At 54.0% G+C, this 22,536-nt stretch carries 16 protein-coding genes, 1 pseudogene, 1 riboswitch and 1 other annotated feature; of the genes and pseudogenes, 3 read left to right on the forward strand and 14 right to left on the reverse strand.

Translation table 11 applies throughout. The features are described 5' to 3' along the window. Window positions 1-258: 258 nt before the first annotated feature. Window positions 259-544 (reverse strand) — a binding site (T-box leader). 163 nt (window positions 545-707) lie between these two features. The 3 genes from GC101_RS17465 to GC101_RS17475 form a co-directional block, all read right to left on the reverse strand. Further along, window positions 708-1,358 (reverse strand): stalk domain-containing protein, encoded by a 651-nt coding sequence (locus GC101_RS17465; RefSeq protein WP_171718276.1) that lies wholly within the window; start codon window positions 1,356-1,358, stop codon window positions 708-710. A gap of 229 nt (window positions 1,359-1,587) precedes the next feature. Beyond that, a complete protein-coding gene (locus tag GC101_RS17470) occupies window positions 1,588-2,973 on the reverse strand; it encodes a LysM peptidoglycan-binding domain-containing protein (protein ID WP_171718277.1) in 1,386 nt (461 codons plus the stop codon). A gap of 137 nt (window positions 2,974-3,110) precedes the next feature. Next, window positions 3,111-4,532, reverse strand: a complete 1,422-nt coding sequence (locus GC101_RS17475; protein ID WP_171718278.1) for a glycosyltransferase family 4 protein — start codon at window positions 4,530-4,532, stop codon at window positions 3,111-3,113. 197 nt (window positions 4,533-4,729) lie between these two features. Here GC101_RS17475 and GC101_RS17480 point away from each other — a divergent pair, with 197 nt between their 5' ends. Beyond that, window positions 4,730-5,971: a GGDEF domain-containing protein gene (locus tag GC101_RS17480; protein ID WP_171718279.1), complete on the forward strand. Its 1,242-nt coding sequence runs from the start codon at window positions 4,730-4,732 to the stop codon at window positions 5,969-5,971. A gap of 215 nt (window positions 5,972-6,186) precedes the next feature. Here the strand turns inward: GC101_RS17480 and ypfJ are convergent, their stop codons facing one another. The 11 genes and pseudogenes from ypfJ to hemA form a co-directional block, all read right to left on the reverse strand. Further along, entirely contained in the window at window positions 6,187-7,044 is an 858-nt protein-coding gene (ypfJ, locus tag GC101_RS17485; RefSeq protein WP_171718280.1) for a KPN_02809 family neutral zinc metallopeptidase, read from the reverse strand. A gap of 171 nt (window positions 7,045-7,215) precedes the next feature. Continuing rightward, window positions 7,216-7,770: a hypothetical protein gene (locus GC101_RS17490; RefSeq protein WP_042217062.1), complete on the reverse strand. Its 555-nt coding sequence runs from the start codon at window positions 7,768-7,770 to the stop codon at window positions 7,216-7,218. A 194-nt stretch (window positions 7,771-7,964) separates the two neighbouring features. Continuing rightward, window positions 7,965-8,402: a hypothetical protein gene (locus GC101_RS17495; RefSeq protein WP_171718281.1), complete on the reverse strand. Its 438-nt coding sequence runs from the start codon at window positions 8,400-8,402 to the stop codon at window positions 7,965-7,967. 863 nt (window positions 8,403-9,265) lie between these two features. Next, window positions 9,266-9,979, reverse strand: a pseudogene (locus tag GC101_RS17500) (RluA family pseudouridine synthase); the annotation flags it as partial. 134 nt (window positions 9,980-10,113) lie between these two features. Further along, window positions 10,114-11,415: a glutamate-1-semialdehyde 2,1-aminomutase gene (gene hemL, locus GC101_RS17505; protein WP_171718282.1), complete on the reverse strand. Its 1,302-nt coding sequence runs from the start codon at window positions 11,413-11,415 to the stop codon at window positions 10,114-10,116. 44 nt (window positions 11,416-11,459) lie between these two features. Further along, window positions 11,460-12,458: a porphobilinogen synthase gene (gene hemB / locus GC101_RS17510; RefSeq protein WP_171718283.1), complete on the reverse strand. Its 999-nt coding sequence runs from the start codon at window positions 12,456-12,458 to the stop codon at window positions 11,460-11,462. Window positions 12,459-12,610: 152 nt separating this feature from the next. Then, entirely contained in the window at window positions 12,611-14,158 is a 1,548-nt protein-coding gene (cobA, locus tag GC101_RS17515) for a uroporphyrinogen-III C-methyltransferase (RefSeq protein ID WP_171718284.1), read from the reverse strand. A gap of 27 nt (window positions 14,159-14,185) precedes the next feature. Then, window positions 14,186-15,187 carry a hydroxymethylbilane synthase gene (hemC, locus tag GC101_RS17520; RefSeq protein ID WP_171718285.1) on the reverse strand — a complete coding sequence of 334 codons (1,002 nt, stop codon included), beginning with the start codon at window positions 15,185-15,187 and terminating at the stop codon, window positions 14,186-14,188. Window positions 15,188-16,052: 865 nt separating this feature from the next. Further along, window positions 16,053-16,700, reverse strand: coding sequence for a precorrin-2 dehydrogenase/sirohydrochlorin ferrochelatase family protein (locus tag GC101_RS17525; RefSeq protein ID WP_171718286.1), 648 nt, complete (start codon window positions 16,698-16,700; stop codon window positions 16,053-16,055). A 793-nt stretch (window positions 16,701-17,493) separates the two neighbouring features. Next, entirely contained in the window at window positions 17,494-18,318 is an 825-nt protein-coding gene (ccsA, locus tag GC101_RS17530; RefSeq protein ID WP_039308088.1) for a cytochrome c biogenesis protein CcsA, read from the reverse strand. A 5-nt stretch (window positions 18,319-18,323) separates the two neighbouring features. After that, entirely contained in the window at window positions 18,324-19,715 is a 1,392-nt protein-coding gene (gene hemA / locus GC101_RS17535) for a glutamyl-tRNA reductase (protein ID WP_171718287.1), read from the reverse strand. A gap of 460 nt (window positions 19,716-20,175) precedes the next feature. Next, window positions 20,176-20,278, forward strand: a riboswitch (purine riboswitch). A gap of 118 nt (window positions 20,279-20,396) precedes the next feature. On the opposite strand from hemA, the gene GC101_RS17540 reads away from it, so the two are divergent. Together GC101_RS17540 and GC101_RS17545 are read left to right on the forward strand one after the other, a co-directional pair. Beyond that, the gene (locus GC101_RS17540) at window positions 20,397-20,957 is read left to right on the forward strand and encodes a phosphoribosyltransferase (protein ID WP_171718288.1); all 561 of its coding nucleotides are present in this window, start codon (window positions 20,397-20,399) and stop codon (window positions 20,955-20,957) included. Between the two features lie 57 nt (window positions 20,958-21,014). Then, a complete protein-coding gene (locus tag GC101_RS17545) occupies window positions 21,015-22,529 on the forward strand; it encodes an IMP dehydrogenase (protein WP_039308082.1) in 1,515 nt (504 codons plus the stop codon). Window positions 22,530-22,536 lie beyond the last annotated feature (7 nt).

Here is a 22,536-nt window from a genome sequence, read left to right on the forward strand (position 1 = left end):
TGTGATTCGCAGTAGCGGTGTCTTCTGCCGCTTCCAGCTGGTTCGTCAGCTCTGCTGCTGTATTGTTGTTATCAGCCATTGTGAACCCTCCATTAGAGAAAATGATGAGAAGCATTTTGTATTCTGTAACAATCTGACAAGTGGAAACGGCTTTGCCGTCCTGTCTAAGGACGGTACCGTTTCAGCGAGAAATATAAGGATGATTGATAGAGTGAAACACATAAATCCTTATATTTAAATACAAAAAGACCCTTCGTCTCAAAGGACGAAAGGCCATTCTTTCGCGGTACCACCTTTGTTTCGCGCTAACAAAAAATAAACCCCCGCCTCAGACCCCTTACAGGTCCGTAAGCTTAGCGCGACACTCATGCAGATAACGGCTGCGTCCGGCCACATCCTAACCTGGTCTCCATATATATGGAGGCAAGCTCAGAAGGGCGACTCCGGGGCGACTTCGGGGGCTGCATCCTGCGGAAATTCACAGCAACTACAATTCCGCTCTCTGAAGGGCTGACCGCCTACTCTTCCCGTTCCCAGTCTTTATGCTAGTTATTACTTATGTCAATAATACATTCAGTCCTATTCCTAGTCAACCAGCATACACACAAAGGGCAGAGTTTATACCGCCCGGTTCAAAAAACTGTCTAACGGAGTTGTACACACAGGGCTAACAGAGTTAAATACACAGAGAGCCGCCCATCTACCGCTTACTTCCCGCTCCAGATCACGTTGACGATATTGTAGCCTCCATAGCTGCCAGTTCCCAGGTAGGCGTCTAGCGTAACCGAAAACGTGCTTCCGGCATCGATAATCGAGAAGGCTTCCGCGGAGATCTCCTCGGATTTGGCGGTGGCGCCTTTGCGCACAAAATACTCTTTGTACGTATTGCCAAGCGTCTCCAGGTCCTGCTTCGTCAGATAGCTGAACGTCGCGGACGGCGTGCCGGTCGCCGAGCCTTCGATCAGATTGAATACTTTGGCATCGGACGGAAGCGGGAAGTCGGACGGCAGGCTCTTCGGACGCTGTACCGGTACCGCGGCCGGTTCCGGAGAGGACGTGCCAGGAGAAGCGGAGCCGCCGATGACGACCCGGCTGTTTGCGGCGTCATAAGTGACAGAGGTGTTCAGCGCTTCACTGATTGAGCGTACAGGAAGGTACGTTGTGCCATTGTATGTGATCGGGGCAAGCGTTTTACCGTTGCCGTCTTTCATCGCATAGACCTGACCGTTCACGATGATCCCGAGCTTGTAATTCAGCGATGCCCGAATCTCCTGCAGGTTGCCCGCGGCATAGACGCCGGCTGAAGCAGTCAGCGCCACGCCCAATGCGATCGCAGCTGCCGTCACTCTTTTCTTCATAAATATCCCATCCTCCCAAGAAGTAGTGTATACCGGCGCACAGCTGGTTGAATCTGCAAGTACATAAGCCGATAGTGACCATTAACCCTGCCTAAGCGAATATGAACCCGCAACAGGCCGGGCCAAGATATATATACCCTATGTAAAAAAATAAGGCTGCCCCAAGCAGCCATGTCATGGCTTGTGGGACAGCCCCCCTGCAACTTCCTCCCGCATTCCCCGGTCCATCCTAGGGAATATACAAAACCTGGCCTTCTTCTACATTCTGTCCGGAGAGCCGGTTATACATGGACAGCTCTCTGGTACTGAGCTGATATTTCTCGGCAATCGTATCCAGCGTTTCTTCCCGCTGGACGATGCAGAGCCGCACTTTGCGGAATAGCTCTGTACCGCCAAGGCCGCCGATGAACCGGCTTTTCCATTCGGTATCATTCCCTGCCTCAGGAATAACCGCCGCTTTGGAGGCTACCTCCTCGGAATGGAGAATCTCCTGCTCCTTGCGCGCACGGCTGGAGCTGAGCAGCGAAGAGAAGGTCAATGGCTCCTGCTCGGCAATTGCCGGATCTTTTTTGCTGCCCAGCGCAATCTTGAGATCCTGCTTCTCCTCCTGGGGAGGTAAGAATTCCTCGGACACGAAGCTCTCATTGTCTATAGCCTGAACCTCTTCAGGCACTTCTTCATTCTCGGCCAGCACTGCTGCATCATCACTGGCTGCGGATGTGAATACCGGCTCTGCCTGATTGACTGCATGAAGACTGGCAGTACCCCAATGATCCACAGTATTCAACGCGGCTGTCCCCGTCTGGAAACCGGCCTCCTCCGTACCTGCCTTGAACGAATCATTTACCGCAGCAGGCTCTTCTGTCTTCTCCCGGGAAGGAAGAAAATGACTGGAGACCGGCTCAGCCGCAGATTTGCTGTAGCTCTGCCCGGAATCCGCTGTTCCGGATGGAAAGGTTGCGGGTGAGGAATCCAGGCTATGCGTTCTTACCTTGGGTTCCTTGTCCTTCAACTGAGCGGATACTAAGGCCGAAGGCTGAGTGTATAAAGAGCCTTCCAGGAATAGCGGATTACCCGCGGCTTCCACGGAATCCGCATATTCCTGATCCTCCACTGAAACCTCCGCGACACCTTCCCCGTAGGTCCAGAGCGAATTTTCATATAGCGCATCATTCTCCGGCCCGCGGTTATCCGCTTCAGCCTCAGGGGAGTAGGCTACTGTATATTCCTCCTGCTGCCAGGCCGGCTGGGCATCCGCGTTTCCGATTCCGCGCAGCGAGAGGACCCCTGTTATGTTGACGGTTCGCATTGTAAGCAGGTCAATATCGAAATTCTCGATCTCAACCCCTATGTCTTCAAGTGAGCTGACCCGGGTCAGCGGGACTGTGATTTCAACAGGAATCGCATGCTCCAGACGCTGTGTGCGATCATCTTCCCCCCGGTAGAGTCCGGTGAGCAGCAGTTGCCCGTGCAATTCCGCCCGGTCCTCCCGCTGGATTACCTGGATGTCGGGAATCAGCTCGACTTCCTCCAGCTCAGCTATTCCCGGAAGCTCTTCCGAAAGGTGAATGCGTTCATAAATATCAAACCGCAAGCCGTGTGACTGGTCAAACACGGGAAATGTCCTCCTTCTTGGCATAATCTATCCCTGAGACAAGCCCAGAGCATAAGCCCAAAATGTTACTCCACTCATGTATATGCTTCAATCAGGAAGGCATGACAACTTTGCCGCCTACTTCGGCGGACAGGAATTTATTTCGGATCGGTGAGTACCGTAAGAGGGTCAGGAATGGAATAATCCTGCGGGAGCCTTGCCCGCATGCTCGCCGCAAGCGGAATGCCGGGATACATCGCATTCAGCACATCGGCCGGATGGAAGGCTCCGGGAACGGGTCCTGCCGCCGGCTCTGCTCCCAAGGTGGAACGGACTGCCGGGCTTTGTACGCTCTCCCGCATACTTATGGCTTTACGGTATACATTCAGCGTTCCGGCCGCCATGACATCCAGTGAACGGCTGCGCTGCGCCCACTCCCTTGCCTGGAAGCCGGTACGTACTCTCAGCTCCTCATTATCCAGCAGCTGTTCCAGCAGCCCGGCCAGCCGGGCGGCATCACCGGGCGGAACGATCCAGCCGGTCTCCCCGTGGCGGACCATTTCCGGCATACCTGAAGTGCCGGCAACAATCGGGGCAATGCCTGCAAGCTGAGCCTCGGTGACCGAGAACGGCTGAGTATCCTGCAGGGAAGGCTGTACATAAATATCAGCCTCGCTTAGTGCTGCCGGAATATTATCCAGCTTCCCGGCAAAACGGATATGCTCCAGAATCCCAAGCTGGCGCGCCTGTTCCCTGAGCTCTTCCAGCAGGCTGCCTATGCCGGCCACTACACAGGTCCAGTCTGAGCGGTGCTTCTGCAGCATTCCCAGAGCCTCGATCAGCACATGCACACCTTTGATATATTCGAGGCGTCCGGCATACATGATTACTTTGGTTCCGCCTCCGATCTTAAGCGGTGAAGGCTTCGCCGCCCTGGCCGCATACTGCTCCAGATTCACTCCATACGGCAAAGTATGAATCCGTTCTCTGCTTACACCGAGCTCCTGGGTCAGCTGACCAATCCAGTTCGAAGAGACCATAATCAAGTCAGCCGACCGGGCCGCGAGCGCCTCCATCCGCCGGAAATACCGCCAGATCGGCCGGCGCTCATATTCCTCGCGGGTAAGTTCAGGCTCAAGCCCTTTGTATTCATAATAAGCTTCCCGGGACAATGCCCCGTGCACACTGGAGACAAGAGGAACCGGACGGCGCATAATCCGCCGCAGCGCGTAGGAGGCAATGGGGTCCTGGGCATGAATGACATCGTAATTCTCCAGCCCCAGAACCGCCGCTCCACCCTCAAATACATAACGCCCCAGCTCAAAGCTGAATATCCCATGCTCCAGATGCAGATGCGGGAATAAGGTAATATCGAGGTGCGGGAGCAGCAGGGTATAGAAAGCTTTTTTATCAAAAGAAGCATTCTGCCCGAGCAAATACAAGGTGTTGTTCTCCACATGGCTTCCCATGAGTGTAACGGAGTGTCCCTGTTCGCTCAGCTTATCGGCAAGCTGTTTCATATACGTCCAGATCCCGCCCATATTGGTAAGGCCCCAGTAGGTAACCAGCAATATTTTCATAACTTCCTCTCCCCGGCTTATAGATTCACTTCTGCACGAGAGCAGACGGCTCCACATTAACAAAGTATTATATGACCGCTGCCGGATATAGGACATGGGTGTATGGTTCAATCTATAAAAATTCCAAAATAACTTTATAATCAAAAAACGTCTTTTCGGTTATAATCGGTATAAATCCTGAAAGGAAAACTTCTGTCATGTCTAAAGCACGGGTATTTGACCTTTCCCTGTTTGCCGCTTCCGTTGCTATAGCTTTCATTCCCAAACATGCTATAGTTCTGGACTATACATATATCAAGGCGCTGGTGCTCTATACGCTCTTCTCCAGCTTCTACTTTCAACTGCGCATCGTGACCCGGAGCGGGAATTCTACAATCGATTATGCTATCAGCTATACCTCTTCGTTCGGAATTTTCGCCGGACCGCTAGGCACCTTTCTGTTCGAAACCGTATACCGCTTCATTGTGTTTTTCTATAAAAAGAAGACAAAAACCGCCGATCCCGGCGAATTTCTCGATACCTTCTACAACATCGGGTCCTTCACACTGGGCGGCTCGGCCGCGTATTATCTGTACACTGTGCTTCACCCTTTTGCGGAGAGATTTCCGCTCGGATACTGGCTCCTGTTTCTCCTGGTCGTCTGTGTCACCACATTGCTGTCCTCCACGTTCCTGATCATAACCTTCGCGCTCTCTGGAGACATCAAGACACGTAAGGAAGCCCGTCACCTGCTGTTCCGGAGCCGTAACCTGCTTGATTTCAGCAAGGTAGCCCTGACCAATGCGCTGCTCCTGCGCCTGCTGCAAATGGAGAAATGGGAAATGCTGATTGCCCTCTTCCTGCTCAATTACATCGTCAGCCTCTCCTTCTATTCCAAATCGCAAAGCGCCCAGCACAAATATGAACGCGACAAGTTCGAGCAGATGGCTTACCGCGACTTCCTGACAGGAACCTATAACCGGGCCCACATGGACAAGATGATGAAGGAGCTGAACCAGAGCGGGGAATATATCGGAATTGTAGTGGCGGATATCGACCGTTTCAAAAAAATCAACGATTCCTTCAACCACGCCGTCGGTGACCGCATCATTATTGACTTTGCGGATACACTGAAGCGATTTCTGCAGGAGGAAGACATCCTGTTCCGCAGCGGCGGGGAAGAGTTCACCGTGTTCCTCAGGAACAGAACCTTTGAGGAGTGCCAGTCACAGATTCAGGCAATCCTGGACAGCCTTCACGGACACAGCGTAGCCGCAGAATTCGAGGAACAGATGATCCGCGTGCCGTATTCCGCCTCTTTCGGACTGTACTATTACAAGGCAGACCCCGGCCAGAAGACTTCTATGGAAAAAGGCTATGTCTACGCCGACCAGCTTCTGCTTGAATCCAAAAAACTCGGCCGCAACCGGCTCTCGTACCGCAATGACCTTCGTCCGTAGCCGGACTTTAGAACGGTGAAGATCAGGTACGGGAGCGCTGTGTATTGCAACAAATGAACAATAACGCAAAGCAGCGATCCTCCAATGACCAAGAGAATCGCTGCTTTATTGACATTTAAAGCTTTTGAGAAGACAGAGGGCCTGTCTTCGCCAGTAAAAACCAACATTGGGACGGATACGCTTGCCTCTACCGTTCAGTATCTACAGCTTAGTCTCTACAGCTCAGTGGCATTAAAAGTATCTCCGCCTTCAATGGTGCCGGAGTTGAACCCTTTGTAGAACCAGCGTTTGCGCTGCTCGGAGGTGCCGTGAGTGAAGCTGTCAGGCACCACATAGCCTTGTGCCCGCTTCTGGATCGTGTCGTCCCCCACCGCGCTCGCCGCGGTTAAGGCTTCCTCCAGATCCCCTTCCTCCAGCAGGTTCATTCCTTGGGCATGCTTCGCCCATACCCCGGCATAATAATCGGCCTGCAGCTCAAAGCGGACCTGAACTTTGTTGAATTCGGTCTCGCTCAGGCTCTGGCGCAGTGAATTCAGCTGCTCGGAAGCCCCCAGTAGTGTCTGCACATGATGACCTACCTCATGGGCAATTACATAAGCCATGGCGAAATCGCCCGGCGCATTGAATTGCTGCTGCAGCTCGTCGTAGAAGCTGAGATCGATATACAGCTTTGCGTCCCCGGGGCAATAGAACGGCCCGACTGCCGAACTGGCGGTTCCGCAGGCAGAGTCCACGCTGCCGTTATAGAGTACCAGCGTAGGATCCTGGTACGTTTTCCCCTGCTCCTGGAAGACCTCGGACCAGACATCCTCGGTATCTGCGAGTACGACAGACACAAATTCCGACAATTCCTTCTCCTGCGCTGTCTGCTCATATGGTGCGTTAGAGCTGGTGCTGGAGCCTGTGGAAGTCAGATTGCCCATAATGTCACCGATATTCCCGCCGCTCAGCAGCGTAACGATCACCACAATAATAATCCCGCTAATTCCGCCGCCAATCAGCTTGCCGCCTCCGCCTCGGCTTCCTCTGCGGTCTTCTACATTCGAACTGCCTCTTCTGCCCTGCCATTTCATGGCCCAACCCCCAGTTATGAATTCCGGTTTACAGGATGTATTTCATCTTAATACTGTTATACCCATAAACGCAGGGGTCCCACTCGCCTCTCCCCGTAAAGCGGACATAAAAAAGACTCCCGCACAGCCGCAGCCGTGAAGGAGTCCCGTAAGCAAATATTAAAAGGGCAATTATTTGGCAGCTTTAGCAGCGTCCAAAATTGCTTTCAGATAGTTGGAGGTATCCACCAGAGTAGCACCGCTTACAGCATCAACTACTTGCTCTGCGGATTTCTTGCTAAGCGTCATTTCAAGGGATTTGATTGTTTTACCTGTAGCGAATTTCTCAACGGCAGCAATGTTCTTGTCATAAGAAACTGTGGAGCCTGCTGCTTCAGCCATATGCTCGCTGTAGTATTTAGCGTTAGCTTTCTTGGAAGCCAGAACTACGTTAGGGTCTTTGTAGCCGTTCAGGCCAAAGTCTTTGTCGGAGTTAGGAACGCCAGTTGCTACATCTGTACCCAGGAATTGATAATCATCCAGCGAAGCTGCAACGATTACACCGTTCTGTACTACAGCAACAGCTACTGTGAAGCATTTGGTACCATGGGCAGCCGCTTCCACCCGGCCTACCTTAAGTGGTGCGCTCGCTGCAGATGTTACACTGTTCAGGGCGCCGCTGTTGCCTACCCCTACAAGTGCCAACGAGATACCAGCTACGAGCATTAGTTTTGTTACTTTTTTCACAAAGATTCCCCCAGTTAATGTTATGAGATACGCTTACATACTATATTTATCAATATATTGGATATCCGTCTGTTACAAATGTTACTAGTAAACTGCAAATAATTGGGATATGTAATTTTAACAGGGAAATGAAGGGATAACTGGAGGTGAAACGCGCTAAAAAGCAGATCGCCCCCATAAAATCAGCAACAATTTCAGCTGCAATTCTCTTTCACAGTCACTTTATTATTCGTTATCGTAACCTTGGAATATCCGGATAAAGATTCGGTGTAGGAGCATATTCCAACAGTTTGAGCTACCTCCGGCGCCCTTGGATCTGTATATTTCAGATAAATGCCCCCTTCGCCGCTTAAGCTAAGACGGGGTCTGATTTTGATTGTTTTTCCGCTGCTGAGCGTTTTCCCTAGTTCATCTGTGGAGGCACCGGCAGCTGCGTTCGTAACCACACCAGTCTCAAGGATGCTCAGATCAAAGTCTGACTCATTGTTTACTGTCACCTTGAAGCCCTGGAACTGGGCAGCCATACTCAAAATGCCGTATTTGCTGTTCAACTGTGCGGCCAGTATCAGTCCGGTGGCAATAACCGCTGCACCCAGTGCTGTTGCCAGGATTACTCTGCGATTGCGTCTCATAGACTCATCTCCTTTACAGTAAGACGAACAGCAACGCGGAAATGTATCAGCGGGACCCTGCGCTCCGCCGGAATATTTACAGCCGGATAGGCTTGGGTAACAGACCAGCAAGAGCTGGAGAAGAAATAGCGGCGTTGGCCTCGTTCTGCCAATCTCTGTCACTTCTATCAGACTCTTCTGCAGAAAGCAAAAAAAGCAGCAACCTCCTATGGGAGAATCGCTGCTTGGTTAATTTACATAGCTTCGCGGATGACGATCAGCTGCTATATGAAATTCCATTTCAAATGGAAACTTGGTGATAGTTGTATTATGTACAACTAAAAACAGCGAAAAGAGCTGCTTGCCGCTTATAACTGTATTCTGTACAACTAAATCCGCACGAATCGGTGAAAATCTTCTATAACCGGCAGTTTAATTGCACGAAATACAACTAAACGGATAACCGGTTACTAATCAGCCGATTTAGTTGTACAAAGTGCAATTAAGCATGCCGCATACTCCTAGCCGTTATACTAATTCAGCGGCTCCCCGCCTAATTGCACGCGAAGCTTCCGCATATCCTCCGGCCATGGATCGGATACTTCAACCCTGCTTCGGGTCCAGGGGTGGGCAAAAATAAGCTTCTCGCCATGCAGCGCCTGCCGGTCTGCACCTGCCGGCTTTGCCTTGGCCTTAAGCTTAACCTCCGGCCGGCCCGGACCAGCCAGCTTGCCTGGCTCCTGAAGTCCCGGTGTAATGCCCGCCTTCTCCTGCTCTTCAAACCAGGCTGTAATCGCCGACTTCACCTTACCCGGCTCCGTACGCAGCGGCAGCTTGTCGTTCTTGCTGCCGCCCGCACGGACACTGGCCGTATGCCAGCCGGGTCCGCCGTAGAGGTCATCCCCGTACAGCGGATGACCCGCATGACTGAGGTGGACACGGATCTGGTGCGTGCGCCCCGTCTCCAGCTGCACCTTCAGCACAGTTCCGCCAGGCAGCGCTTCCCGCCCTATGATTCGCGTGACCGCCGCCTGTCCTCCCGGCGAGACCCGCCGGCGCGCCGCATGATGGCGGTCACGGCCGATCGGGGCATCGATCACGGTAAGTTCAGGCGGCACAATGCCTTCCACAATCGCCGCGTAGAGGCGGGATACGGTTTTGTCGCGCATATCCTCGTCCAGCACAAGCTGGGCGTATTCGTTCTTCGCATAGAGCACAGGTCCTGTTGTATCCTTATCCAGCCGGTGAATATGGCGGACGGCTACTCCTCCGCCGGAAGCGGCGTAATGCGCTGCGACGATATGATCCAGCGTTACGCCTGCTCCGCTGCCATCCGGATGAACCGCCATGCCGGCCGGTTTATGGACCACGAGGCAGAAGTCATCCTCGTACAGTACTTCAAGCTCCTGCCATACCGGCTCAATACCCGCTTCCCGGTAAGGGAACAGGGCCAGCATCAGCCGGTCGCCTTTCCACTGGATGCCGCCTTCGCGGCGCAGCCGCGCGTGCAGCTTCTCCGGCATCCCGGCCGTGCCGAGCAGCCAGGCGTCAATGGCGGCCTGCCTGTCGGCCGCAGCCGTAATCACCCGGCCCGGCATGACCTGAAGCCACTCTCCGCGCCGGATCGATTTGCCGCCGCCGGTGATGTTCCTGATAACCGCGCCAGTATTCCCTGCGTCTGCATCCGCTCCACCAGGGATACTTGTGCCGGACAACTCCTCCGGCCCGCCTGTCATAGCGACCTCAGGGCATTATAATGGCCCTCAATTGTATCATCAATATCCTGCTCGCTGTGCACAGCGGATACGAACATGCCTTCAAACTGGGATGGGGGAACGCTGATGCCCTGATCAAGCATTTTGCCGAAATAACGCTTGAACAGATCCAGGTTGCTGGTCTTGGCCGTCTCGAAGTTGACAACCGGTCCTTCAGTGAAGAACGGGCAGACCATAGAGCCCACACGGTTAATCGTGAGAGGGATGCCAGTTTCCTGCGCGTTACGCTTAAGGCCCTCTTCCAGACGTGCACCCAGCACCTCCAGACGGGTATATACTTCAGGTGTCAGCAGCTTCAGCGTGCTGTAACCAGCCGCCATGGCCAGCGGATTCCCGCTGAGCGTACCTGCCTGGTAGATTGGACCAGAGGGAGCGATCTGCTCCATAATCTCTCTTTTGCCGCCATAAGCACCTACCGGGAGACCGCCGCCGATAACCTTGCCGAAGCAGGTCAGATCAGGGTCCAGCCCGAACAGCCCTTGCGCACAGCCGCGGTCCACCCGGAAGCCGGTCATCACTTCATCAAAAATCAATAACGCGCCATACCCCGTCGTCACCTTGCGCAGACCCTCCAGGAAGCCCGGAAGCGGAGGCACTACGCCCATATTCCCGGCAATCGGCTCAACAATCACAGCGGCAATCTCATTGCCGTAACGTTCGAACGCGATTTTGACCCCTTCCAGGTCATTGTAAGGTACTGTTATGGTGTTGATGGCTACACCTTCCGGCACACCGGGGCTATCCGGCAGACCCAAAGTGGCAACCCCGGAACCGGCTTTGATCAGCAGGCTGTCGGCGTGGCCGTGGTAAGAGCCTTCGAACTTGAGGATTTTGCTGCGTCCTGTATATCCGCGGGCCAGTCGAATGGCGCTCATCGTAGCTTCCGTTCCCGAGTTCACCATACGCACAATGTCCACCGATGCTACACGTTCCACCACGGTCTTGGCCATTTCCGTCTCCAGCAGTGTGGGTGCGCCGAAGCTTGTCCCTTTAACCGCAGTCTCCTGCAGCGCCTTCACCACCTCCGGATGGGCATGGCCCATAATCAGCGGTCCCCACGAGCAGACGTAGTCGATGAAGCTGTTGCCGTCGATATCGTAGATGCGCGAGCCTTCACCTCTGTCTACATAAAGCGGGGTTAATCCTACGGATTTGAATGCCCGGACCGGGCTGTTCACTCCTCCCGGAATATACTGTTTTGCTTCTTCAAAAGCTGTGCGGGAAGCCTCTTCCCTGCGTGTAAGCGGCACATTGCCCATGCTTCTTCACTCCTGCTCTGCTGAATTATACAGCTGAATATAGTCTAGCCGCGCAGCCAGCGGGCTGCATCCTTGGCGAAATACGTAATAATAATATCTGCTCCGGCACGCTTCATGCCGGTCAGCATTTCCAGGACAACTGCCTGCTCATCGATCCAGCCCTGCTGTGCGGCCGCTTTTACCATTGAATATTCACCGCTCACGTTGTAAGCCACCAGTGGCAGATCGAACTGGTCGCGGATCGTCCGGATGACATCCAGATAAGCCAGCGCGGGCTTAACCATCAGCATATCAGCGCCTTCCAGTACATCAGAATCGGCTTCGCGGATCGCTTCCCGCAGATTGGCCGGGTCCATCTGGTACGTCTTGCGGTTGCCGAATTGCGGTGCAGAATCTGCTGCTTCACGGAAGGGGCCGTAGAAGGCGGATGCGTATTTTACCGAATAGGACATAATCGGCACATGCTCAAAACCATTCTCGTCAAGGCCGCTGCGGATCGCCTGCACGAACCCGTCCATCATATTGGAAGGCGCGATAATATCCGCACCGGCCCGGGCCTGGGATACCGCCGTGCGGGTCAGCAGCTCCAGCGAAGCATCGTTGATAACATCACCGTGAACTACGCCGTCTACCGTATGGGTATGTACCATGCCGCAATGACCGTGGTCGGTGAATTCACACAGACAGGTGTCGGCGACAACCAGCAGCTCGGGATACCACTGCTTAATCAGCCGGGTAGCCTCCTGCACAATGCCGTCCTCAGCGAATCCGGAGGAGCCGATGGCGTCCTTCGTTTCGGGAATGCCGAACAGCAGTACGGCCGGAATTCCCAGGGAGGCAATCTCATCCACTTCCGCCTTCAGGGTATCCAGCGAGAAGTGATACACGCCGGGCATGGAGCCAATCTCATTCTTCACACCGGTACCGTAGGTTACAAATATCGGCTGGATAAAGTCCAGCACGTTCAGGACAGTCTCCCGCACCATTCCGCGGATTCCGGCTGTACCGCGCAAGCGGCGGTGTCTAGTTATTGGAAAGCTCATTGCTGTTTCCTCCTGTACAGTAAGTATTTAAACACATCTATCTGTCTCAAGCCTTATTCGAATATGAAAACACAAAATGCAAAGTTGAAATGCATTGTTCAAAATTGCAGGGCCCAGACTGCATAGCGGAATAGCGGAAACCAGGCCGCAGGTTATCTGAGCCTCGTTGTTTCATTCCAGCGGCAGAGCTCCTGCACCAGCCCTTCGATCGTCGCTTCGTCCGGGAGCAAGCCCGGAGTCAACCCGGCCTCCACAGCAGTCTGTTCGGTTACCGGACCTATGCAGGCGATTTTGACCCCCGCCAGCAGCGTCAGCGGATCTTCCAGGCCCATCCGTTTCAGGATAGAGATGAAGTTGCGCACCGTGGAAGAGCTGGTGAAGGTGACCGCATGAATCCGTTTCTCTTCGAGCAGCTTCACCAGTTCAATATCATCTTCACCAGTAACCACAGTCTCATACGTATCCACTTCAGTCACTTCCAGCTCCAGCTCCTTCAGCTTGCCGGGCAGCCACTCGCGCGCCAGATCGCCGCGCGGCAGCAGCACCTTCTGCCCCGGCTGCAGCTGATCGCCGAAGGCTTCAATCAGCCCTTCTGCCTGGAACCGTCCAGGCAGCTCTTCGGCAATCAGCCCGCGCCCGGCAAGTGCCGCAGCTGTACCGGGTCCCACCGCGCATATCCGCGCGTGGTGCAGACCGCGCAGATCGGTCTTCAACTGCGCCAGATGGCGCATGAAGAAGTCCACGCCGTTCGGACTGGTGAAGAACACCCAGTCGTACTCTGGAAGCCGGCCAAGCGCTGAAGCAATCTCTGCCTGCTTGTCCGCATCACGCTGCATAACCGTCTCAATGACCGGGAACTCATACGGTTCGCCTCCAAGCTCCTCGATCCGGTCTACCAGTTCGCTGGCCTGGCTGCGGGCCCGCGTCACCACAATCCGCTTGCCGAACAGCGGCATCGCCTCAACCCACATGAGGTGCTCCCGCTGGAGCACTACATCGCCGACAACGATAACGGCCGGCGGCTGGAAATCCGCCGCCTTGACCTTCTCCTCAATGTCGGCAAGCGTGCCGGTCAGTGTCTCCTGATCGGCACGTGTCCCCCAGCGCACCAGCGCCACCGGCGTTTCCGGCGGACGCCCGTGCTTCATCAGCTGGGCGCTGATATATCCGATTTTGGCGACGCCCATCAGGAACACCAGGGTTCCCGTGGCATTCGTCACCTTATCCCAATGAATGGAATGATCCAGCTTATCCGGGCTCTCATGTCCGGTAATGATCGACAGGGAAGACGCAGCCTCCCGGTGGGTTACCGGAATACCGGCGTACGCCGGGACGCTGATAGCCGAGGTAATACCCGGCACAATCTCGTAGTAGATGCCATGCCGCCGCAGCAGCTCCGCTTCTTCTCCCACCCGGCCAAAAATCACCGGGTCTCCGCCCTTCAGACGCACTACCGTTTTGCCCTCCAGAGCGAGATCGACAAGCAGCTGATTAATGTCCTCCTGCTTCATCGTATGGCGGTCCGGCAGCTTGCCTACGTATATTTTCTCCCCGCCCGGCTTCATCCACTTCAACAGCCTTGGACTCGCCAGACGGTCATAGACCAGCACATCTGCCTTCTGGATACACTCCAGACCTTTAACCGTAATCAGCTTGGCATCCCCCGGACCTGCACCTACAAGATAAACCTTCCCCGCCATCTCCGTCATCCCCCTATCACCTTATCCCTAAATATCCTGTCCCTTTACATCCGCCAAAATCTTCTCTGCGCCCCTGGCAATCAGCTTGCGGGCAACCTCCGCACCGAGCTGCACCGGATCCTTCCCCGTACAGGTTTCTTTAAGGATTACCGATCCGTCCGGTGTTCCCACCATTCCGGTTAAAGTGATTGACAGGCCGCCTTCTCCAGAAGTCCCGCCGGAATGAATAGTCCCGGTTGTTCCCGTTGTCACGGCTTCCTCCGTGTCCAGCACAGCGTAGGCGCCGATCGGCACCTGACAGCCGCCGTTCAGCGCGCCGAGGAATGTGCGCTCCGCCGTCACCGTAAGAGCGGTGCGCTCATCATTGTAGAGCGCGAGCAGCTTACGCAGCTCCTCATCGTCCTCACGGCATTCGATGCCGAGAGCTCCCTGGCCTACAGCGGGCAGGCAGATTTCCGGCGGCAGATAAGCCGTTACCCGGTCCTGCCAGCCCATCCGCGACAAGCCTGCCGCTGCCAGCAGAATCGCGTCGTATTCGCCGCTCTCCAGCTTCTTCAGCCGCGAGTCAATATTGCCGCGTACCGGCTCAATTACCAGATCCGGCCGGAGCGCGGCCAGCTGGCTGGAGCGCCGCAGGCTGCTTGTGCCTACGCGCGCGCCCTGCGGCAGATCCTCAAGGCCTGCTCCGCTGCTTGAGATCAGGCAATCCCGCGGATCTACCCGCTTCGGTACTGCACCATTAATCAAGCCTTCCGGCAATTCGGAAGGCATATCCTTCATACTATGTACTGCCATATCGATTTCTTTGGCCAGCATGGCCTGCTCAATTTCCTTCACAAAAAGACCCTTACCGCCCACCTTGGACAGTGTGACATCAAGAATCCGGTCGCCTTTGGTAACAATCTTATGCACCTCAAAAGTAAAATCAAACCCATGCTCCCCGCTAAGCCGCTCCAGATCGGCAATCACATGCCCTGTCTGCGTCAGCGCCAGCGCACTCTGTCTGCTGCCCACAATAATCTTCCGCATGAACCATTCCCCCTGTTCAAGTTACCTGCACCCGCCCTGTTTCCTGCACGATACCTCTCATTCGCTCAATTGTGTCACTATTATTGCTGGAATCAAGGGCACTTTTGCCCTTGATTCGCTCCTTCGCTCCACTATTGCTGGAATTAAGGGCACTTTTGCCCTTCATTTGCTCATTCGCGCCAATTTCGCCGGAATCAAGGGCACTTTTACCCTTCATTTGCTCATCTGAGCTACTTTTACTGGAATTAAGGGGATTTATACCACTAATTTGTTCATTTCGGGCGATTTTGCCCGAATTAGAGGGATTTATCCCTCTAATTCGCTCATTTCGGCGGATTTAGCCCAAATCAAAGGGATTTATCCCTCTATTTTACCGCACAACAGTCAGCTTTGGTCATTCCAGCCACATACCCGCGAATCCGCCCAGTTCAACGTCATAAACACATCCACTTATTCTACTTATTCGTCCATTTCTCTAATCATTCGGCGTTCGGCCGTTCGTCCATTTAATCGTCTATTCAATATGTGGACATCAAGCATCAACCCGCCTTTGTTTGGAACAGATTCAGCTGCACGATCCTGTCGGCAGCTTGAGTCAATTTCTGCAGCCGCTTAAGTCTTTGCAGACTTAGTTTTGAAGCAGTCTTAATGATTGATGAATTAGTTTTGAAGCAGCCAGAGCAGATGCAAACTTACTCCGCAATCGCAGCAGTTGTACTTGATGCTTGCTCTATCCGCTTGTTCGATCTACGTCTCCTGATGACCTGCTGCACCCGATCAATCGATCTACGCCTCCCGATGACCTGCTCCACCCACTCATTCGATCTACGCCTCCCGATGGGCCGACTCCACCCGATCATTCCGCCTACTCCTCACGGTTACACGCAATCCATGATTCGATAACCTCTGATGTCCATGGTAAAAAGGTGCCCTGTCTCATCTTATTCAACACATCCAGCTTCCCCAGCTTCCGGAGCAGCCGTGCGCGAACCTCGGGCGATGGCTCCAGCCGCTTGATTTCGGTACGCAGCTCATACAGGAAATCCAGATAAGGCTCGTATTCCTCGCCCAGCAGCCCGGCGATCTGCGCCGTGATCTGCGCAGCAGCGGACGGTCCCGCCCCGGAGGTCGAGACCGCAACCGTCAACCGCCCCCGCCGGAGGATACCGGGCGTGATGAAGCTGCCCGCCTCGGCGTGGCTGGCCACATTGACCGGCAGGCCCAGCATCCGGGCCTCCCCGGCCACCGCTTCATTCACCGCCCTGTCGCTGCTGGCGGCATAGACCAAGACAGCTCCCTGGAGATCTCCGGGAGCATAGGGGCGGCTGACCCATTTCAGCCGCCCCTCCGCAGCCGCTGCGGACAACGTCCCGCTAAGCGCAGGACTGACAATCACCAGCTCCGCTCCTGCCTCCAGCAGCGGAGCCGCTTTACGTTCAGCCACAGCTCCGCCGCCGATCATTACCACCAGTCTGCCCTGAACATCCAGCATAATGGGCAAATATTTGCTCATCCCGCCTCACTCCAGCATCCGAAAATTAACTATACTCCACACCACAATACCCCAGCTTGCTCAACTAAGAAATCAGTCCCCGGTTGCCACTACAGCAGGACAGCAGGACAGCAGGACAGCGCACTAGAAAAGCTTTCTCATTAGGCCCATAGCACTTCAGTACAATAACTCGCTCCATAGCCACTATAGCACTTCAGTACAATAACTCGCTTCATTAGCCACCATTACATTTCAGTTCAATCACTCGCTCCATGAGCCACTATAGTACTTCAGGCAATCGCCTGCGCTCCTTAGCCGCCACAACCTGCCCGTATAACTTCCCGTTTCTTGCCTGTACATTCCAGCATAACCCCTTACTTCTTATACACCTGTGCTCTCGAGCACAATTCAGTCGCCTCCGCACTTCAGCACACTACCGCCCCCGCACTTCAGCAGACCAGCCGCCTCTGCACTTCAGCACACTACCGCCTCTGCACTTCAGCACACCAGCCACCACTGCACTTCAGCACACCAGCCGCCTCTGCACTTCAGCACACTATCCATCTCTGCACTTCAGCACACTACCGCCTCCGTACTTCAGCACCAGCCGCCTCCGCACTTCAGCACACTAGCTGCCTCCGCACTTCAGCACCAGCCGCCTCCGCACTTCAACACACCAGCCGCCTCTGCACTTCAGCACACTACCGCCTCCGTACTCCAGCACACCAGTCGCCTCCGCACTTCAGCACACTTGCTGCCTCCACACTTCAGCACACTAGCCGCCTGCATTCCAGCACCTGGCTTACCAGATCTACTACCCGCCCCAGCCATGGAACTCAGACCATGAATTCAGCAGGAAATTAAGGATGATAAAACCATAGCCGGTGATCGCCCAGCGTGCCATCGCAGTGCCGCTTCTGCGGCCGGAAACCTTCAATACTATATAGAGTATGTAGACTCCGAGGCCGATAAGCGTAGTCAGCACCTTCAGATCCTGGAACAGCGGCGTCCGCCCTTCCGCAATAATCGACAAGCCTGCCAGAATGAGCGAGGCCAGCAGCAGCGGCACACCGGCAAGGATAGCAGTATACGAATATTTGTCCATTGTCTCCAGGCTTGGGAGCCTGCGGACACGGTCATCCCACTTCTTATTCTTAAGCTTGGTATGCAGAAACAAATACATTATCGCAAATACGGTCCCCAGTGTCAGTGCGGCAAAGCTCAAATTGGCCAAAATCACATGCATCGCCAGCCAGCCGTGCACCGCACTCCAGCTCTGCAAGGCATGATCCTCTGCGGTCAGCCATACCCGGTTCAGCAGAAACACGCTGAACCCTGCCATGCTGAGCAGCAGAATCGTAAACTCGCCGCCCCGCGTGTACGCAACGGCAAGTGAGATCACCACCATACTGAAGGAGAACCAGAACAGGAAGTCGTACGGTGTGAAGATCGGCAGACCGCCCTCCTGGGAGAAGCGGATCGCCAGCCCCGCAAGCTGCAGCAGGCCCACAACAGCAAGAAGCCCTGTGCCCAGCCGCTTTCCGCCCGGATTGCGCCGAAGGCAATCCGAGAAAACAAACAGCAGGCTCAGGGCATATAGCAGCAGAGCGGCATCATATATTCCGTTCAGCAGTTGCATGTCGCTCACCCGCCCAGCAGGCCGGCCGGAGCAAACACCGCCCCCGGCACCGCGAACTTTCCGCCGGAGGATACTTCAGCAGGCGCCTCCTCAACCGGTACAGCACTACGGTCATCCGGACCCGGGTCCAGCTGCTCCTGCAGTGCAAAAATCTGGGTGAAGTACTCCAGAGCTTCATTCCCCTGCTTCCCGCCGGACAACTCCTTGATGACATTAATCGGATCATGCATCATCTGGTTCACAATACTTTTGGTCAGGCGGCGGATGACCTTGCGCTGATGCTCATCCAGTTCAGGCAGCTTGTTGAACAGACTGTCCATCGTTTCTTCATAAATCCCGTTCGACTTGTCCTGCAGCGCACGGATCACAGGTCTGACACCGAGCGTCTTCAGCCACAGCTGGAATTCATCCATTGCCTCACTGATCATCACTTCAATCTTGGCCGCTTCACTGCGGCGCATTTCCAGATTGCTCTCCACAATGCCTTCCAGATCATCGATATCATAGAGGAAGACATCCGGCACACTTGCCGCAGCCGGGTCAATATCACGGGGCACGGCGATGTCGATCATGAACAGCGGCCGTGACGGCCGGCGCTTCATTCCTTCAGCCACTTGGGCAGCCGTCAGCACATAACCGTCCGCTCCCGTGGAGCTGATCACAATATCCACTTCATCCAGACGCTTCAGCGCTTCCTCAATCGTACTCGGCTTGCCCGAGAACTTCTCGGCCAGCTCCACCGCCCGGGACAACGTCCGGTTGGCGACGATAACCTCAGCCGCGCCGCTGCTGTACAGATGCTTCACCGTCAGCTCGCTCATTTTGCCGGCGCCGAGAATGAGCACTCTTTTGCCGGTAAACATCCCGAAGATCCGCTTGCCCAGCTCCACCGCTGCATAACTGACCGAAACCGCACTTTCGCCGATAGATGTTTCGCTATGTGCACGTTTGCCGAGTGTCACGGCCTGCTTGAACAGCCGGTTGAACCACGTCCCGGTTACGCCCTCCGCCTGGGCAGTCAAAAAAGCACTGCGTACCTGTCCCAGGATCTGCGTCTCGCCGATCACCATGGAATCCAGGCCACAGGTTACACGCAGCAGGTGGGCAATCGCCTGCTCGTCTTCATATATATACATATGCTGCGCAAATACATCACTTTTTACACCGAACCACTGCTCCATGTAGCTGCGGATGAAATATCCGCACATATGAAGGCGGTCCACGACCACATAAATTTCCGTCCGGTTACAGGTGGCAACTACGACCCCTTCCAGAACGCTCTTCGTCTGCATCAGCTGATGAAGCGCAGCAGGCAGATCCTTCTCGGCAAAAGCGAACTGTTCTCTCACCTCTACGGGAGCCGTACGGTAATTCAGGCCAACGACGACAATATGCATCGCTTGTTCACCATCCTAATCTCTATTCATTGGTGTAGGCACTGTTACTGCTTGTTAGCATGTATTAGTATCAATTTCACAAGATCTCAAATCGCTGTGTTAAGTATATCACATCAAAATACGGCTTTTTACAAAACCTTTGAACTATTTATGAATTGCAGATAATAATTATTATAAATAAAAATCCGCCAAAGCACCATGCTTTAGAATGGGTTATTTAGAGTTTTTTTATGAATCCGCAGGTTATCTGTATTAAATATAATCCGGTGAGGGTCCGGCACAAATAAACCGGCTTAAAAATCATTTCGATCACACGAACGTCAACTTACATAACATTAAAACAAGATATTGACACACATTATTGCGGATGATAGCATATAACAAATGAAATGCGTAATATTATATAACACATTAGTCGAAAACAATCATTCATAAACCATTCGAGTCATTAATATGTCATATTATCTAATTAAATATCTCTTGTATAAGCTCGTTAATTTGGAATGAGCGTATCTACAGGCAACCGTAAATTGCCCCAGGCTACAAGAGGCCAGACAAGACACTGGAGCAACCAGTGAAGGGAACACGGCTATGCCCGGCTTCTCCTCCTGACGTACCAGTCTTGTCCTGCGCCTCTTGGTCCTGGGGTTTTTGGCATCTATAATAGAAGGAGTGAGGGCAATGAGTGCATCCTACGCACGGTTAAGTGAATCGATCAGCCAAGCCAAGAATGTGAGGATCTACAAGAATAAAGATACCGCCTATGACTTTAAGCTGTACCCTTTCGGAGAACGCGGAACTTACATTGCCCCTGAGCTGATCAGCGAGATTACCGACAGTCTGGCAGAGGCCGTTACGGAACAATTCCCGGAGTTCGATTACATCGTATCGCCTGAACCGGGCGGGCATACCTGGGGCATGCTTGCGGCCTACAAGCTGATGAAGCCGATGAATATCCTGCGCCTCAGCACGGAGCTGTATGAGAATTACGAGGTCAGCATCAAACGCGAGACGGCGTATAATGAGAATTATATTTATTTTGACGGATTCTCCGCCGGTGACCGGGTGCTGCTGCTGGATGATGTGATCAGTTCAGGCGCCACCATCCGCTGCATCGCTGAGCAAATGTCCGTTATGGGCATTGAGCTTGTGGGTGTGCAGGCAATTCTGGCCAAAGGGGAACACTACAAGCAGTTGGAAACGGACATCGGGGTGCCGGTAAGGTTTCTATCCAAGGTATGAAGTGTATAAATCAACAACCGCAGAATTGATGAAACTTTAGCAGGGGAGTGACAAGCCATGGCTTATTATTATGAGCAGCCTTCAAGAACCTTCAGTGAGTTCCTGCTGGTGCCCAGTCTGACCACCAAAGAGTGCATCCCGGGGAATGTCGATCTCCGGACGCCAGTAACCAAATTCCGCAAGGGCGAGACTCCGGCGCTGACCATGAATCTGCCTGTTACCTCAGCGGTCATGCAGGCCGTATCCGACCATAACATGGCGATTGCCCTGGCCAAAAGCGGCGGCATCTCCTTCATCTATGGCTCACAGTCGATCGAGCAGCAGGTCGAGATGGTCCGCCGGGTCAAGAAGTTCAAAGCCGGCTTCGTCCTCAGCGACTCCAATCTGAAGCCGGAGGATACACTGCAGGATGTACTGGCGCTGAAAGCGCGCAGCGGCCACTCCACCATTGCCATTACGGACAACGGGGAACCGACAGGCAAGCTGATGGGCATTGTCACAAGCCGCGATTACCGCGAGAACCGTCTGCCGCCGGAGTGCCCGATTACTGAATTTATGACGCCGTTATCTTCACTGATCTATGCCGAAGAAGGCATCACCCTAACCGAAGCCAATGATATGATCTGGGATCATAAGCTGAACTGCCTGCCGATTGTTAATGCCAGCGGCCATCTCGTCCACCTTGTGTTCCGCAAAGATTATGACAGTCATCAGGAGTATCCGCTGGAGCTGCATGATGACAACAAACAGCTTATTGTCGGCGCGGGCATCAACTCCCGGGATTACAAGGAGCGCGTACCGGCGCTGGTGGAAGCCGGGGCGGATGTCCTGTGCATTGATTCCTCTGACGGTTATTCCGAATGGCAGGCCGAAACCATCCATTATATTAAGGATACTTTCGGGGAGAAAGTGAAGGTTGGGGCGGGCAATGTCGTCGACAAGGAAGGTTTCCTGTACCTCGTGGAAGCCGGGGCGGATTTCATCAAAGTCGGCATCGGCGGCGGCTCCATCTGTATTACCCGGGAGCAAAAAGGAATCGGACGCGGCCAGGCCTCCTCCGTCATTGAAGTCGCGGCCGCCCGCCAGGAATATTACGAGCAGACCGGCATCTATGTCCCGATCTGTTCCGATGGCGGGATTGTCCATGATTACCATATTGTGCTAGCGCTGGCGATGGGTGCTGACTTCGTGATGCTGGGCCGCTATTTTGCCAGATTCGATGAAAGCCCCGGACGCAAGCTGCTGGTCGGCGGGAACTTCGTCAAGGAATATTGGGGTGAGGGGTCGAGCCGCGCCCGCAACTGGCAGCGTTATGACTTCGGCAATGCCGACAAAGAGAGCAAGCTGGAGTTCGAGGAAGGCGTGGATTCCTTCATTCCCTATGCCGGCCGGCTTAAGGATAATCTGGATCTCAGTATCAGCAAAATCAAATCAACCATGTGCAACTGCGGCTCGCTGACCATTCCGGCACTGCAGAAGCAGGCGAAGATTACATTGGTTTCCTCCACAACGATCTTTGAAGGAGGCGCACATGATGTTATGCTTAAGGAAAAGGACAGATCATCCTCCTGATCACATC

The sequence above is a fragment of the Paenibacillus phytohabitans genome, from assembly GCF_013141775.1.
Classification (GTDB): domain Bacteria; phylum Bacillota; class Bacilli; order Paenibacillales; family Paenibacillaceae; genus Paenibacillus_AQ; species Paenibacillus_AQ phytohabitans.